General features: G+C 41.1%; 17 protein-coding genes. 13 read left to right on the plus strand and 4 right to left on the minus strand.

The annotated features are described in order from the left end of the window. Positions 1-30: 30 nt before the first annotated feature. Genes GY065_RS13195 through tsaB form a run of 3 tightly spaced genes read right to left on the minus strand, consistent with a single transcriptional unit; the run spans position 31 to position 2,002 of the window. Complete coding sequence (locus tag GY065_RS13195) at positions 31-897, minus strand: uracil-DNA glycosylase family protein (protein ID WP_037474313.1); 867 nt, start codon at positions 895-897, stop codon at positions 31-33. After that, positions 891-1,322, minus strand: a complete 432-nt coding sequence (gene rimI / locus GY065_RS03065; protein ID WP_037474321.1) for a ribosomal protein S18-alanine N-acetyltransferase — start codon at positions 1,320-1,322, stop codon at positions 891-893. The genes GY065_RS13195 and rimI overlap by 7 nt, the downstream gene beginning before the upstream one ends. Beyond that, positions 1,319-2,002 carry a tRNA (adenosine(37)-N6)-threonylcarbamoyltransferase complex dimerization subunit type 1 TsaB gene (gene tsaB, locus GY065_RS03070; RefSeq protein ID WP_037474324.1) on the minus strand — a complete coding sequence of 228 codons (684 nt, stop codon included), beginning with the start codon at positions 2,000-2,002 and terminating at the stop codon, positions 1,319-1,321. The genes rimI and tsaB overlap by 4 nt, the downstream gene beginning before the upstream one ends. 258 nt (positions 2,003-2,260) lie before the next feature. Here tsaB and gluQRS point away from each other — a divergent pair, with 258 nt between their 5' ends. From gluQRS to GY065_RS03135, 13 genes are all read left to right on the plus strand, one after another. Beyond that, complete coding sequence (gene gluQRS / locus GY065_RS03075; RefSeq protein ID WP_174833048.1) at positions 2,261-3,154, plus strand: tRNA glutamyl-Q(34) synthetase GluQRS; 894 nt, start codon at positions 2,261-2,263, stop codon at positions 3,152-3,154. A 38-nt stretch (positions 3,155-3,192) separates the two neighbouring features. Beyond that, positions 3,193-4,896, plus strand: a complete 1,704-nt coding sequence (cydD, locus tag GY065_RS03080; RefSeq protein ID WP_174833028.1) for a thiol reductant ABC exporter subunit CydD — start codon at positions 3,193-3,195, stop codon at positions 4,894-4,896. Then, the gene (locus GY065_RS03085) at positions 4,893-6,545 is read left to right on the plus strand and encodes an amino acid ABC transporter ATP-binding/permease protein (protein ID WP_174833029.1); all 1,653 of its coding nucleotides are present in this window, start codon (positions 4,893-4,895) and stop codon (positions 6,543-6,545) included. The genes cydD and GY065_RS03085 overlap by 4 nt, the downstream gene beginning before the upstream one ends. Before the next feature lie 380 nt (positions 6,546-6,925). Continuing rightward, positions 6,926-8,470 (plus strand): cytochrome ubiquinol oxidase subunit I, encoded by a 1,545-nt coding sequence (locus tag GY065_RS03090; protein ID WP_174833030.1) that lies wholly within the window; start codon positions 6,926-6,928, stop codon positions 8,468-8,470. 9 nt (positions 8,471-8,479) lie between these two features. Then, complete coding sequence (cydB, locus tag GY065_RS03095) at positions 8,480-9,628, plus strand: cytochrome d ubiquinol oxidase subunit II (RefSeq protein ID WP_174833031.1); 1,149 nt, start codon at positions 8,480-8,482, stop codon at positions 9,626-9,628. Between the two features lie 62 nt (positions 9,629-9,690). After that, positions 9,691-9,810, plus strand: coding sequence for a cytochrome bd-I oxidase subunit CydX (gene cydX / locus GY065_RS03100; protein WP_174833032.1), 120 nt, complete (start codon positions 9,691-9,693; stop codon positions 9,808-9,810). A 354-nt stretch (positions 9,811-10,164) separates the two neighbouring features. Continuing rightward, positions 10,165-10,569 (plus strand): hypothetical protein, encoded by a 405-nt coding sequence (locus GY065_RS03105; RefSeq protein ID WP_174833033.1) that lies wholly within the window; start codon positions 10,165-10,167, stop codon positions 10,567-10,569. Beyond that, complete coding sequence (locus GY065_RS03110) at positions 10,553-11,260, plus strand: tetratricopeptide repeat protein (RefSeq protein WP_174833034.1); 708 nt, start codon at positions 10,553-10,555, stop codon at positions 11,258-11,260. Before GY065_RS03105 ends, GY065_RS03110 begins: the two co-directional genes overlap by 17 nt. A 209-nt stretch (positions 11,261-11,469) precedes the next feature. Continuing rightward, positions 11,470-12,012 carry a hypothetical protein gene (locus tag GY065_RS03115; RefSeq protein WP_174833035.1) on the plus strand — a complete coding sequence of 181 codons (543 nt, stop codon included), beginning with the start codon at positions 11,470-11,472 and terminating at the stop codon, positions 12,010-12,012. A gap of 154 nt (positions 12,013-12,166) precedes the next feature. After that, positions 12,167-12,934: a hypothetical protein gene (locus GY065_RS03120; RefSeq protein ID WP_174833036.1), complete on the plus strand. Its 768-nt coding sequence runs from the start codon at positions 12,167-12,169 to the stop codon at positions 12,932-12,934. A 209-nt stretch (positions 12,935-13,143) separates the two neighbouring features. After that, positions 13,144-13,425, plus strand: coding sequence for a hypothetical protein (locus GY065_RS03125; RefSeq protein WP_174833037.1), 282 nt, complete (start codon positions 13,144-13,146; stop codon positions 13,423-13,425). A 361-nt stretch (positions 13,426-13,786) separates the two neighbouring features. Further along, entirely contained in the window at positions 13,787-14,149 is a 363-nt protein-coding gene (locus GY065_RS03130) for a DUF423 domain-containing protein (protein ID WP_084565425.1), read from the plus strand. Between the two features lie 28 nt (positions 14,150-14,177). After that, positions 14,178-14,666 carry a hypothetical protein gene (locus GY065_RS03135; RefSeq protein ID WP_174833038.1) on the plus strand — a complete coding sequence of 163 codons (489 nt, stop codon included), beginning with the start codon at positions 14,178-14,180 and terminating at the stop codon, positions 14,664-14,666. 97 nt (positions 14,667-14,763) lie between these two features. Here GY065_RS03135 and GY065_RS03140 read toward each other — a convergent pair. Beyond that, positions 14,764-14,974: aldehyde dehydrogenase family protein (locus GY065_RS03140; protein ID WP_174833039.1), on the minus strand; the 211-nt coding region annotated here is incomplete at its 5' end.

Below are 14,974 nucleotides of genomic sequence, written 5' to 3' on the forward strand. Positions count from 1 at the left end.
TATCTTATAAAGATGCATTTTTTTGACAGATTATTGTAAATAATTGCGCAATTGTTTAAGTGCAGTCCATGCAGTGGCTTTTAAATGGCTTTGGCGCAATAATCGTGCGGGATGAGGTGATATTACGTAAGGAATATTGTGCAGATTCTGTGCCAGTATTGTCTGGTCAAGCTGGCTGAATATCTGCCCGAGCAGCAGAATAGCCTGAGGCCGGATATGTTCGATCTGAGTACTCAGATAAGGCAAACAGGCCTGCAGATGCTCATCAGTAATACGCAGGCTGACATTAGGCGCACACTTTACCTGACTGGTAAAAAAAACTTCTTCAACAGTAATATTGATGGCTGCCAGCATATTGCTAAGCAATTTGCCAACTTCTCCGCTGAAAAGCTGTCTGCTGCTGTCGTCCGGCGGTGCAGGATTAGAGCTGATAACCAGAAGCCGCGCATTGCTTGCACCATATCCCGGTAGCGGGGTGCAGCGCTCCTGATGTAAATTACAGCGGGTGCATGCGGCCAGTGTTGCCGGAATGGATTCGAAGCTGATATTTAATTTATCATTTGTGGTAATGGGGCTGATTTTGCTAGTGTTATCTTCTTTAGCAGTCTGTTTTACAGGTTTAGTTGGCGGCTGATTAATAATTTGCCGGAGTGCGTCACGATGCCGGCTGGCTGGCTGAATTGCAGAAATATCAACCGGTGGACTCGAGTAAGAAGTTCTCACTGGTTGTGGACGGACAGAGCTGTCCGAAGCAGAACGCGCAACAGGCCGAGTATTGTTTTTTACTGGCGTATTTGTTTCCGAAACCTGGGAAGGTATCAGATAAGCAGTTTGTGATAACCACATGGGGCCGAGACCCAATGCTTCGTGCAGATAAAGATAGCGGCTGTCTAGCATGGTTTTTCCATTAATACAGCATCATCACCATTCTGGTAATAATTTTTACGTATGCCACAGGATACGAAACCATTGTTCGTATACAGTTGTAGTGCACCGGAATTGCCGGCACGCACTTCAAGCAATATCCGGCGCAGATGCTGTTGCTTTGCATGCTGGAATAAATGTTCCAGTAATTGTTGTGCATAACCCTGCCGTCTGAAATCAGGATGGGTCTCAAGCAAATGAATTTCGGCTTCCTCTGGCAGTTTTTGCCAGACCAGCATACTGACAATTCCATGCACAGGCAAATCGATTACCCATACCGGCTGTGGTGCATAAACGGTATTGGCCAGTTGTGTTGCAGACCATGGTGCCGGATTACACTGTTGTTCAAGCTCGTGCAAAGCGGCGACATCGGCGAGAGTGGCGGCACGGATATTCATGCTATCTGACTCGCAGTTCGTCTGGCAGCCTGTTCGGCAGCTGTCAAGGCAATTTTATTACGTACATAATGCAGGCTGGCATGAGCAGCATCAGTTGCTTTGTAACGACCGGATAAGGCCAGTTGCACATACTCCTGAGCTCCGGGCATAAGATTCTGTCCTGATACAGGTAAAGTGATATTCAGCCCGTAAGCGTTACCGATACCTGTAGCCTGATGCTGACTGGCCGGCAGACGGATGCTTTCGGCAGTACCCACCAGATAATCACTCAGACGTTTATGATTATAGGTGTCATACCAGGCATAGAATAGTTCGTTCATACGTGCATCTGTTGCTGCCAGTACACAAGGCTGATCCGGTGCGAGAGCAGCTACAGCATCCAGACAGGGAATGCCAATCAGTGGCAGGCTGAATGGCAATGCCAGACCAGTGGCTACACCCAGACCGATGCGTAATCCGGTAAAAGCACCGGGACCCTGTGCGTATATGATGGCATCCAGCTGAGACAGTATCAGTCCGGACTCTGCCAGTAGCTGCTGTATACGCGGTAATATGAGTTCAGATTGTTTTGCACCTGCTGCTTCGCAGATGCTGTCAGTATGTCCGTTGTGATGCAGTCCCAGCGACAGATAACTGGTGCTGGTATCGATAACAAGCAGACGGGAATTGTTACTAATCATAATATGTTAATGTGTTCGGATAAATCGGATTATACCTTTTTATGCCTTTATTTTTTAGGATTAAGTATTGTGCCAGAGTAATGTCATAGTTAATGGCAATAAATACTGCTTTTGGGTAATTTTTTGCTAAATAACTGTTTATATTATCAATATGATTATTAAATATGGTGGTTGGTTTGTACTTTTTCAGGGGTGATGTTAAGTTATTTGCTGTACTGGCTAAAATTGATTTAAGAATGGGTATCATTTGTGAATGAGTTGTACGTGGGCCGCTTTGCTCCCAGTCCTACGGGTTTGCTGCATATAGGTTCACTGCTGACTGCAGTAGCTTCTTATCTGGATGCACGCAGCCATAATGGGCAATGGCTGGTTCGAATGGAAGATCTGGATCCGCCCAGGGAAATGCCCGGTGCGGCAGCAGCTATTCTGTCCGCACTGGAAGCATTTGAACTGCACTGGGATGGTGAAGTAGTGTATCAAAGCCGGCGCCATCACCTTTATGCTGCAGCTCTGGCGCGATTGAAAGCTCAAGAACTGGTGTATCCGTGCTTTTGCAGCCGTAAAATGGTACAAGCTGAAACACAGGGAATAGGGGTGGATGGTATAATTTATGGCGGGCGCTGTGCATTTTTAAGCGCAAATATGCATTTGTGCACAGAGAAAACACCAGCCTGGCGTTTGCGTACCAGTACAGATATAACTGGTTTTGTAGATGAAATACAAGGCAGTGAACAGCAGTGCCTGAGCAAAGATGTAGGTGATTTTATTCTGTTAAGAGCGGATGGTTTCTGGGCTTATCAGCTGGCGGTCGTAGTGGATGATGCAGAACAGGGAATCAATCATGTAGTACGCGGTCAGGATTTGTTATTATCTACCCCTCGTCAAATTTATTTACAGCAGTTACTGGGTTTTTCACAGCCGGCTTATGCTCATTTGCCGCTGCTGACTAATACACTGGGACAAAAATGGTCAAAACAGACGCAGGCTCCGTCATTGGATTTGCGCCAGCGTGAAGTTTTGCTACGACAGGTTCTTACTTATCTCGGGCAGCCGCCTGCTCCGGAAGTAGACAGCCTGTCTGATTTGCTGAGCTGGGCAGTGCGGCATTGGCAGTTGTCGCTTGTATCACCACAAGCGATTGCAACAACTTAATGCTGTTAAAGCCTTTTAGACAACAAGGGAGAACAAGATTGGCCATTAGAAATTTACATGCATCTGCTCCGCGATTTTATCTGCGTTTATGGCAAAAACAGCAACACCGTTCCTACCGTCTGGCTTGGGTGCTGATGATCACCGCAGCAGTACTGATTATTCTACAGAGCGCATTATTGGCTAATTTGTTTGCTCTTTGGCTTAACGGGGAAAATATAACTGCGACCTTATTCCAGTTTTTACCTTATCTGTTTATTTGTTGGTTATTACGGCCACTGCTGAATTATTTTAAAGAGCGTTTGCTGTTGCGGGCGAGTGTGTCAATCAGGCTGCAATTGCGCAGCCAGTTAATGAAAGCACTGGCTTTACTGGGACCTGAGCGCAGCCAGTATGGTAGTGATGGTGCACTGTCTGCAATTTTACTGGAGCAGGTGGATGCTCTGGATGGTTATTTCAGCCGTTATGTTCTGCAACAGCAGCTTGCAGCGCTGATGCCGGTACTGATTGCCGCGGCTACCTGTTTTTATAGCCCTTTTGCTGCTGCGCTCTTATTGCTGACTGCGCCACTGGTTCCGATTTTTATGATTTTGCTCGGACAGGCGGCAGCACGTAAAAATCGTGCGCAGTTTTCAGCACTGGCGGCTTTAAGCGGACGTTTTCTGGATTTGTTGCGGGGTCTGCCCACGTTACGTCGTTTAGGTGCTCAGTTGCAGGCACAGAAAACTATTGATGCCGCTGCTGAATCTTATCGGGTGCGAACAATGGCGGTATTACGGCTGGCATTTCTGTCTACAGCCGTTCTGGAACTGTTTGCTTCACTGGCAATCGCACTGGTGGCTGTTTATCTGGGTCTTGGATTGCTGGGCGTATTGCCCTGGGCAAACGGACAAATACCGGTACCTTATCAGGGTGCCTTATTTATTTTATTGCTGGCACCGGAATTTTATGCACCACTGCGTCAACTGGGTGCTGATTATCATGATAAAGCTAAGGCTGAAGCAGCAGTAGAAGCATTAATACCACTATATAAAGTGGTTGAAGATATATCGGCTGCTCCTGAGGAAGTTGATTTTGTATTACAAACCCCGCCATATCTGCGTGCAGAGTATCTGGTGGTATACGGACGTGATGAACGTATCCGTTTGCCACAGTTCAGTTTTTGTGTAGAAGCTGGCGAACGTGTTCTGCTCAGAGGAGCAAGTGGCAGTGGTAAGTCCAGTCTGCTGCAGGCATTACTGGGATTTGCTCCTTACTCAGGTTCTTTATGGATAAATCAGCATAATTATGCTGATTTGAATCTGCCACTGTTGCGGCAGTCAATAGCTTATCTGGCACAGACACCCCCGATATTGCCACTATCAATTGCAGAAAATTTGAGGCTGGCTAGTCCCGATGCTACAGATGAAGAATTGCAGCAGGTGTTGCAACAGGTCGGGCTGTGGGCATTAATACAACGTTTACCCGGTCAAATGGATACGCAATTGGGCGAGCGTGGGCGTGGAATGTCCGGCGGACAGTTGCAAAGACTGGCGCTGGCACAAATGCTATTGCGCAAGGCACCGTTATGGCTGCTGGATGAACCAACTGCTCATCTGGATGCACAGACAGCATCGGAAATTATGCAGTTACTGGCCATGCTGAGTATGGGTAAAACAGTGTTACTGGTTAGTCATGATATCAGTTTTGCAGGATGGGTAGACCGGGAAATTATGCTGACTGACCGGCAGGAGCAATTACGATGAAACGTTATCATTTGTTATGGTCACAACAGCAGTTGAAATTGTCCAATTTATTGCTCAGCCGCAAGAGTGCCTGGTTACTGGCGTGGCTTCTGGGCCAAGTAACGGCTATAGCCAGTATTGCTTTGCTGGCCCTGTCCGGCTGGTTTATTACTGCTGCCGGGCTGGCCGGAATAATAAGTCTGGCAACAGCTTATACCTTTAATTATTTTACACCGGCAGGGGTGATTCGTTTACTGGCGATTGTGCGTACCGCCGGGCGCTATGGTGAGCGTCTCGGATCACATGATGCAGTGCTGGGACTTCTGGCAGATTTACGCAGCGGGCTGTTTTCCCGACTGGCTGCAGGTAAGCAACAGCAACAAAATTCTATGCGGCAGATGCATTCTTTACTGAGTGATATTGAACTGTTAAATAACTGGCCGCTTAATGTTGTGTTGCCATGGTTATGGGCTTTAATCATGCTGCTATGTATTTTGTGCCTGGCCATAATAGTGGCTGACAGCAAACTGGCGCTATATCTGTCTATTCCTTTGTTACTGGCAACTGTCGTGATTCCCGCTGCGGCTGCTCTGTACGGACAAAGCTGGGGTAAACAGCAAACCGGACTTGCTGAAAAGCGGCGTACGGCCTTACTGCAACCGCTTGAAGCAATAACAGCTTTGCTGCAGTGGCAGCAATGGTCGCGTTTTGCAACGATTTTTCATGCCGAAGATGAATATTATGTCACTGGTCAGCTGCATCAGCAGCAACTGGCAGGAAGAGTAGTATTGTTGCAGCAGCTACTGCTGGCTGTAGCTGTAGCTGTTTTGTTGTGGCAGGGAAGTGAGCTTCTAGTGATTCAGAAGCTTTCGGCGGCCATGTTGCTGGCACTGGTTTTGGCAATATTCGGGTTTGCAGAACTGGTACTGGTACTGGGTATAAATATGATGACTTATGGTCTGTGTCAGGCTGCATGCGTCCGCCTTAATACAATTGTGCCGGAGCAGACGGTTGAAGTAACGGAAAAACAGACTTTACCTGCAAAACTGCATTTGCAGGCAGATGCTTTACAGGCACGCTGGCCGGATGCACTTAACGGAGCCGAAAATATCAGTTTTAATCTGGTGAATGGTGATATTCTACTGCTGCAAGGGGTTTCAGGGGTTGGAAAATCAACTCTGCTGGCAGTTTTAGCGGGAGAGCTGGAGCCGTCCGGCGGGCAGTTATATTGTAATCAGCAGCCTTTTTCAGTATGGCAGTGGCAGGGTGAAGTAGGTTATCTGGCTCAGCAGCTGGACATATTTGATTTAACTCTGGCTGAAAATTTGCGTTTGGGGAAAGCTGAAGCTAAGGAAGATGAGCTTTGGTCAGTACTTTCCAGCGTCGGACTGACTGTGTGGGCTGAAAATCAGCCTCAGCTTCTGGATACACCTCTGGGTGAGTATGGAGCCGCTGTGTCTGGCGGACAGGCACGGCGTATTGCTCTGGCGCGTTTACTGCTGCGTCCTTATAAAATATTGATTCTGGATGAGCCTTTTGCCGGTATTGATGAGCAGACCCAAACAGAGCTGGCTTTCATGTTGCAGCAACACCAGCAGCATGGCATTCTGATTGTAGCCAGCCATCAGGCTAATCCCTGGCCTGATGCGCAGATTTTGTCAATAAATTGAAATAATTCTGCATATAATTTGTAATTAAATTACTTTTCGAGCAGCCTTATCCGGCTGCTTTTTATTTGATTTAAATCAAATTAATTACTTAATAACAGATTCTAACAAAATACATTGAATTATAATTTTTTATTATATATTTTTATCATTTATAATGAGAAACTGAAATATATAATTATTTTTGATATTAGAAGTTTTGTTTATTTTGATATTTATATATTTGATGTAAATTTAAAGAACTATATTTATGTGTTAAATCTGCGTGTCAATTCATATTTACAATTTTTATAGAATATTTTATTCTATTTAATTGAAGTATTTATCAATGCCGGTTTGATGATGAATGTAATTTTATTAATATAAATAATGGGAACAAAGCCATGGATTTAGTGGAACTGTCAAGGCTGCAGTTTGCTCTGGTCGCGCTTTATCATTTTTTGTTTGTGCCGCTGACACTGGGGATAGTGTGGATTCTGGTAATAATGGAATCCACTTATGTGTTAACCGGTAAACAAGTATATAAAGATATGACGCGGTTCTGGGGTAAATTGTTCGGCATTAATTTTGCTCTGGGTGTGACTACCGGTATAACAATGGAATTCCAGTTTGGCACTAACTGGTCATATTATTCGCATTATGTGGGTGACATTTTTGGTGCGCCATTGGCTATTGAAGCGCTGATGGCTTTCTTTCTGGAGTCCACTTTTGTAGGCTTGTTCTTTTTCGGCTGGGATAGGCTGAGCCGGCAGGGCCATCTGTTTGTTACCGTGCTTATGGCACTAGGTTCCAATCTGTCTGCATTGTGGATTCTGGTGGCCAATGGCTGGATGCAGGATCCGGTAGGGGCGCATTTCAACTTTGAGTCAATGCGTATGGAAATGACCAGTTTTACTGACATTTTCCTGAACGAAGTAGCGCAGAATAAATTTGTACATACCGTCTCTGCCGGTTATGTAACTGCAGCGGTTTTCGTGATGTCTATTTCTGCGTGGTATATGCTGAAACGTCAGGATGTCGAATTTGCCAAGAAAAGCTTTCGTATTGCCGTAGCTTTTGGTGTGGCTTCAATTCTGTCAGTTATTATCCTAGGTGATGAATCCGGTTATACCGTAGGAAAATCACAGCAAACCAAAATGGCGACACTGGAAGCTATGTGGGAAACAGAACCGGCTCCGGCTTCGTTTAATCTGATTGCCCTGCCAAATGAGGAGACAATGGAAAATGATTTCGCTGTCAAAATTCCATGGGTAATGGGTTTAATCGGTACCCGGTCACTGGATAAACAGATTCCGGGAATTAAGGAAATCATTGCTGAAAATATTGGACGTATTCGCAATGGCCGAGAAGCAGTGATTGCGCTGGAAACATTGCGTCAGGATCGTACAGATGCACAAGCACAGGCTGCCATGAAAAAATATGGTGATGATCTGGGCTTTGGTTTACTGCTTAAATCTTATGTGCCGGATGTGCGTAAAGCAACTGAAGAAGATATCGCGCATGCCGCGCGGGAAACTATTCCGCGTGTAACTCCGATGTTCTGGAGTTTCCGCATTATGGTATTCTGCGGTTGTATGCTGCTGTTACTGCTTGTTGTAGCATTTTATGCTTCGGTTAAAAATAATTTTGCAGAAAAACGCTGGCTGCTTAAATGGGTGTTCTGGAGTTTGCCATTGCCCTGGCTGGCCTGTGAGGCGGGGTGGTTTGTTGCAGAATACGGACGCCAGCCATGGACAGTATATGGTGTGCTACCGACTAATCTTTCTGCCTCTTCGCTGACCGCTGCTAGTCTCTGGGGATCAATTTTCGGTTTTGTAACCCTGTATTCAATATTACTGACTATAGAAGTGTATCTGATGGTACGGTTTTCCCGTCAGGGCCCGGGTTCACTGGGTACAGGACGTTATGCTAATGAAGCAGAACATTAGGAGTAGACCATGGAATTCTTGGATTATTCGGTATTAAAATTCATTTGGTGGTTGTTGCTGGGTGTTCTGCTGATTGGCTTTGCCATTATGGACGGACAGGATATGGGGGCAGGGTGTCTGCTTCCGTTTGTCGGCAGAAACGATAACGAACGCCGTGTAGTCATTAATTCAATAGCTCCGCACTGGGATGGTAATCAGGTGTGGTTTCTTACAGGTGGCGGTGCTATTTTTGCGGCATGGCCGTATGCTTATGCAACAGCATTTTCCGGCTTTTACTGGGCAATGATGGCTGTGCTGTGGGCAATGTTTTTCCGTCCGGTAGGATTTGACTATCGCAGTAAAATCAATAATGCCCGCTGGCGCACAACTTGGGACTGGTTATTGTTTGTCGGCAGTTTTGTTCCGCCACTGATTTTCGGTGTGGCTTTCGGGAATCTGCTGCTGGGTGTGCCATTTCATTTTGATAATGATTTGCGTTCTTTCTACACAGGCTCATTCTGGGCTTTGCTCAATCCTTTCAGTTTGTTGTGTGGTGTGGTATCAGCTGCAATGATTACCTTTCATGGTGGGATTTATCTGGCTTTACGCACTGATGATCAGGTGAGAAAACGCGCACTGCGTGCCAGCACAATAGCTCTGATTGTTGTTGTAATCACATTCTCACTGGCCGGTATCTGGGTCAATATGGGGATTAATGGTTACAGCATGGTTGAGGGAAGTTATTTGCCGGGAGCTTCACCTGATCCGCTGAATAAACAGGTGGTCAGTGCTACTGGTGCATGGATGAATAACTACCAGAAATATCCGCTGCTGCTAGTGATACCGGTGCTGGCTTATGTTGGCTTTATAGTTGCATGGCTGCTGGCAAAGAGCGGTAAGAATTTTGTAGCATTCTGGTTTTCAGCATTGGGTCTTGGCGGCGTAATCAGTACAGCCGGTGTATCCATGTTCCCTTTTATTATGCCTTCAAACACTGATTTACGCTCCAGCCTGACGGTATGGGATGCCAGTTCGAGCGAATTTACTCTTAAAGTTATGCTGGTGGTAGCATTAATTTTCGTGCCGCTGATGTTGTTTTATACCAGCTGGTGTTATCGGGTGATGCGCGGTAAGGTAACTACCGACATGATTCGCAAGAACGATCATAGCCTGTATTAAATTTAGCTTTGTCTGCCGTGGTGTTTATCCGGCAGACAGACTCGTAAAACAAGGAGTATTTTATGTGGTATTTTGCCTGGTGTTTAGGTATTGGTTTTGCCATATTACTAGGAGTAGTAAATGCATTATGGGGTGAGTATCAGCAAGACAGAGATACGCTGGATCAGCAGTCACAACAATGAAATAATTGCATATCAGTCTGATACACTCTGTGTCTGCAACAAAATTAATTAAATTAAAAAAGTTCCTTTGGTTTGCTGTATACCGGTTTACGGGTATACAGCTTTTTCTTTTTATGAACAGTGCTACTAAAATTAAAGCATAATCTGCTGACTATGCTTTATCAGATGGTTATCAGTCCAGCCGTGATCTGAGTGGCCGCCTAGGTGAGGGTAAATCTAGTTTTGATAAATGGACATGGCCACTGGTACCAAGTAAAACGAGCCGTCGAGATTAGCAATTAAATACCGCCATACGTTAGTTTTTTCCAAAAATATTTAAATATTTTATAATGAAGAAATTAAGAAGCTTACATAATGAAAAAAATAATTTTTTTATCGCTCATTCCACTATTCCTAGTTAATAATGTTTTTGCCAATAATCAAAAGGAACACATTGATATTACTGGAATATCGTCAGCTACTTTTAATAGTTCTTTTTGTTACTCTTTACGCATTGAATATTATCCAAATGGTCAAATTAAAGAACAAGGTTGCCAAGGGCATTATAATGCGGCAGGTATTTTTATAGGTAACTGGTATGAATATGATTTATCAGGTATGACTGTTCGCATGAATTATTATCATCCTGATGAGTTTGGCAAAGATTATAAGATCATTACAATCTACGATAAGCATGGTAAGGTTTTAACTAAGAAAATATATAATTATGATAATTTATATGAAACTGAGGAAGAAGAACTTAATGAAATACCTCAATAAAAAACTTATCAACGCAGTTTTATTTACTTGCATTTTCTGGGCAATATCTTTTGCAAAGGCTGCTAGCAGTAACGAAAATAATTTAATCATTAAAGCAGCAAATGGAGATAAAATTGCTCAGTATCATTTAGCAAATTTGTTGTTATCGAAAAACGTTGATGAAAAATATAATGATAAAATTTTTTATTGGTATCAGCAATCAGCAGAACAAGGATATGCAGAAGCTGAATTTGCTTTATCTGTTATTTATTCAGAGCGAGGTGACTCTCAACAATCGCTTATTTGGTTAGAAAAAGCCGCAAAACAAAATCATACAAAATCTCAATATAAATTAGGCATAGATTATCTATTTGGATTTGGTGTTGAAGTAGACAATTCAAAAGCATTATATTTTTTAGAAAAATCGGCTGAACAAGATTATATACCCGCCCAAGTTGAATTAGGTAATTTATATTTAACAACTAGTGGATTGGGTTCAGATTTAGATAACTACAAAAAAGGGCTTTATTGGTATAAAAAAGCAGCAGAAAAGAATAATGCATTTGCTCAACTTAACTTAGGTATTATTGAAATGGCCCAATCAAATTACCAGCAAGCATTATTGTGGCTTAATCAGGCTTGCAAAAATGATTTAACTGATGCTTGTCGACTTGCCTCTGAGATTATGACAAAAATAGCCTCTAAAAAATAAATAATTACCTATTAGATTTTTAGATAAGGTGAATATTTCTAGAAATTAATCTAACTTGCGAAAATAAAAAGTGCTTATAAATAAGTATTCACAATTTAATTATGAATGTTGTTGGTGACAGGGCTAAATCTAACATATTCTATGCAAGGATAAATAACCATATTCCTCTATTTTAGAAAGGAATTCTCATAAAAAAATAAGGTAACTCTATGAAATTTTTAATTTTACTCTTATTGATTTTCCCTAAATTAATATTAGCTCAAGAGGTATTTATTGATTCTTCGAATAAAGAATATTTATATTTAGGAAGTACACAAAATAATAAACAGAGTTTTATGGATTTAAACATAGGAACGATAGATTGGATAAATAAAGCCAAAGTAGAACGAATGCAACAGATAGGTATGCTATCACCAGCACAATTTTGGAATAAAGTTACCAATAATTCAATCGGGTTTTATGCAAGTGGCTATGAACCATTTTGGAAAGCAAAAATAACTAAAAATAGATTACAGTTTTTTCATTTGAAAGAAGACAACATAGCAATAAAAATCGATATAAAAAACTCTAATTTAACATATGATTTTGTTGCTTTTTTTTACTCACAAAATGGTGTGATTGGATTAATCCGAAATCTTGATAAAAGATCTAAATGTGCTCTCAATATTGATGAACCTGATTCAATTTATGAAATTTTTATTAATTATAAAGGTGAAATTTTTGAAGGTTGTGCTTATTTAGATAAATTATAAAGAATATTTTAGATATTATCCTAACATTAATGGATAAAAATTTGAAATGAAAACAATTTTTTGTAATAGCGACATATAATTAATGTTTTAGAAAATAAATCTTCATACAAAGACAAATCAATATATGTCCGGCATGAATTTATTAGGAAAGAATATGTTTCGTTATTTTTATTTATTAATTTTTCTATTTTTATCATTTATCTCGTTTTTAACAAAAGCTGATCCTACTAAAACCTGGATTGTATCGAAGGTATACATTAGCGATACAATTCATACAAAAAAAGTAACTACAGATGATCCATTGTATCTTAATAGAATATTTGAATTAGATGATAATAGTATAAAAACTAATGTTTTTTCAGACAGTAATATTGAAAATTGCTTAAATTACAAGATTAATAAATTTAAGATTAATTTTGATGAATTACTTAATAATAATATGGCAAGAAATAAAGATGAAACTCTGACAGCAAAATCTTTTGATATTGAAATAGAGCAACCAATAAACCAAATAGATATTTTTTGTCCCAATATCAATGAAACCTGGACACTTTTTGAGAAAAAAAAGAATGAATATTTAATAATAAATACTTATGATTCAATCTTAGAGTTAAAAAGCATAGAAAAAAAGAATGTTAAACCTGGTTTTTCTTGTCATGATGCCAAAAAATTATCCGAAAAACTAATTTGTCAAAATATGTATCTTTCCGGATTAGATAAAAGTATTCATGATATCCTTTTGAATATAAGAAAGGATTATGTCTATAATGATGCTGTGGAATTGTTTGGTGAAATTTACAACAGACAGAAAGAATTTATCAAAAAAAGAGATTTATGTACTGACGAAAAATGTTTAATGGATATTATGTCTGAATACACTATTGAGTTACATAATGATATGCCTTTAATCACCCCTTATTAATAAACCCTGCTGGATGAGTTGTAGCATGGAGAGGCCATCATATTATCAGGGAGATAGGATGAATTCAGATCATGATTCTGGCGATAGTATTCATTTAAGTGATCTGCGCATTATGGTTTGGCACACAGTAAACTTACAGAAATGTGCTGGAAAATCTTAATCTTTTGTATTAATATAAATATCTGAGGTAATCTTCGGAAAGGAATCCGATGAATAAATATATACGTAATAGCCTGATTTTTTCAATTGGCTTAGCTGTCGCAGCAAGTGTTAGTGCTAAGGAAATTAAAGTGGCTAGTAACAACACTGCATATACACCGGAAGATGTACAGAAACTGGCCAGTACTGCAGTAAAAATGGGGGTAAAAGAACCTCTGAATATGAATGTTGCTTCCGGTAATCTCATTGTTACCGGCAGTAGTGACACTAAATGTATTTTTAGAGTAGGTACAGCGAAATCGCCACAAATTAGTGGTATCAGCTGTAAATAATTAGAAAACAGCTATTACAATTAAAAGATGAAAAACTGACCTGTTTATAGTAACTGGTCAGTTTTTTATTTGTAATAGCATTATGCAAATTAGAAGAAAAAAGTGAAAAAATTAATGTATCTTGGAAAAATTTTACTCATTCATTTTTTTTATAAATTTATTTTCAGCAATAAAATTTTTTCTTTAGTTTTTATTTTGGTTTTTACTTGCATGAAGGACAGAAAACGGGACTTTGCCATGATTGTATTAGTGTAAGTAATTTGAGATTCAGTAAACCGACCTTTATACTGCGATTATCTGAGTAGCCTGTCTGTAATCAGGCAGGCACATTTACGGTTTAATTGAATAATGGGGAATTGATATGTGGTTAGGTATTGCAGCGGTTAATCTGGCTTTAGCAGTAATGCTGGGTGCATTTGGTGCACACGGATTAAAACATATGGCCAGTGTGCAGCAACTGGAGTGGTGGCATACAGCAACTCAGTATTTTTTCTGGCATGCATTGGGATTACTGGTATTAGGCGTACTGGCAAAAGCAGTACCGGCATTTATGGTAAAAATACCGTTTTCTTTACTACAGCTGGGATTGATTATTTTTTGTGGTTCACTGTATCTGATGGCTTTGGGTTTGCCACGCTGGCTCGGTGCAATTACACCAGTTGGCGGTGTTTTAATGATTGCCGGCTGGCTGACTCTGGCATGGTTGGCTTTTAAGCAGCAGTAAAATTTACGAAACCTGACAGGAGGTAGCTATGCGCGGTAATGTTTATTCAATGATAATGAGTTTCTTACTGGCAGGCAGTCTGTGTGCTTGTAGCCATTCAGCAGCTGTCACAGCTAATAGCTCTGCTCAGGTTTTTAACCAATCAGCGACGCCAGTTGCTTATCAGCTGGCCGATAATTACATCATTAAAAATACTGTAACCGGATTAGTCCCGAGACACATTAGTTCATCTGTTGAATTTGCCCGTTATTTCGGTATGGCTGCAACTATGGGGAAAAATGGAAAACCAACTCCTATTGATTTTTCGGCTCAGGATGTAATTGTATATGATGCCGGAATCGTGCAAAAGCAACTGGAAATTACACCTTTAACATTAAATCATGCTCAGAATAAGCTGATATTAGATGTAAACATCCGTTCTGGAGCAAGACAGAGTTATCAGATGCATCCGTTTATACTATTGATTGTGCCTAAAAACTTACCTGATAAAGTGGAATTCAAATTAAAGCAACCATAAGCAGAAAAGATATGGATGGTGTTTTGTGGCCAGTAACTGGTTATTATCTAAAAAAGCAGTCTGTATAAACAGACTGCTTTTTGCATAAATAGGAGGATTAGTCCTGTGCTAGTACCACAAGTTTGTGATTAACAAATTCTTTAATACCTAGATCACTAAGCTCGCGCCCATAGCCCGAATATTTAACTCCGCCAAATGGCAGTTCAGCTACGGAATCACCGAAACGGTTAATAAATACCATACCGGTTTCAATTCGCGAGGCCAGATTTTTGGCGCGTTCAATATCTTTACAGAAAACGGTTCCGCCC

The sequence above is a fragment of the Snodgrassella sp. ESL0323 genome (assembly GCF_013346865.1).
Taxonomy (GTDB): domain Bacteria; phylum Pseudomonadota; class Gammaproteobacteria; order Burkholderiales; family Neisseriaceae; genus Snodgrassella; species Snodgrassella alvi.

Excerpts from the sequence above, each read along its gene's own strand:
- GY065_RS13195 (WP_037474313.1), bottom strand. The coding sequence starts at position 897 with ATGCTAGACAGCCGCTATCTTTATCTGCACGAAGCATTGGGTCTCGGC.
- rimI (WP_037474321.1), bottom strand. The coding sequence starts at position 1,322 with ATGAATATCCGTGCCGCCACTCTCGCCGATGTCGCCGCTTTGCACGAG.
- tsaB (WP_037474324.1), bottom strand. The coding sequence starts at position 2,002 with ATGATTAGTAACAATTCCCGTCTGCTTGTTATCGATACCAGCACCAGT.
- GY065_RS03085 (WP_174833029.1), top strand. The coding sequence starts at position 4,893 with ATGAAACGTTATCATTTGTTATGGTCACAACAGCAGTTGAAATTGTCC.
- GY065_RS03090 (WP_174833030.1), top strand. The coding sequence starts at position 6,926 with ATGGATTTAGTGGAACTGTCAAGGCTGCAGTTTGCTCTGGTCGCGCTT.
- cydB (WP_174833031.1), top strand. The coding sequence starts at position 8,480 with ATGGAATTCTTGGATTATTCGGTATTAAAATTCATTTGGTGGTTGTTG.
- cydX (WP_174833032.1), top strand. The coding sequence starts at position 9,691 with ATGTGGTATTTTGCCTGGTGTTTAGGTATTGGTTTTGCCATATTACTA.
- GY065_RS03105 (WP_174833033.1), top strand. The coding sequence starts at position 10,165 with ATGAAAAAAATAATTTTTTTATCGCTCATTCCACTATTCCTAGTTAAT.
- GY065_RS03110 (WP_174833034.1), top strand. The coding sequence starts at position 10,553 with ATGAAATACCTCAATAAAAAACTTATCAACGCAGTTTTATTTACTTGC.
- GY065_RS03115 (WP_174833035.1), top strand. The coding sequence starts at position 11,470 with ATGAAATTTTTAATTTTACTCTTATTGATTTTCCCTAAATTAATATTA.
- GY065_RS03120 (WP_174833036.1), top strand. The coding sequence starts at position 12,167 with ATGTTTCGTTATTTTTATTTATTAATTTTTCTATTTTTATCATTTATC.
- GY065_RS03125 (WP_174833037.1), top strand. The coding sequence starts at position 13,144 with ATGAATAAATATATACGTAATAGCCTGATTTTTTCAATTGGCTTAGCT.
- GY065_RS03130 (WP_084565425.1), top strand. The coding sequence starts at position 13,787 with ATGTGGTTAGGTATTGCAGCGGTTAATCTGGCTTTAGCAGTAATGCTG.
- GY065_RS03135 (WP_174833038.1), top strand. The coding sequence starts at position 14,178 with ATGCGCGGTAATGTTTATTCAATGATAATGAGTTTCTTACTGGCAGGC.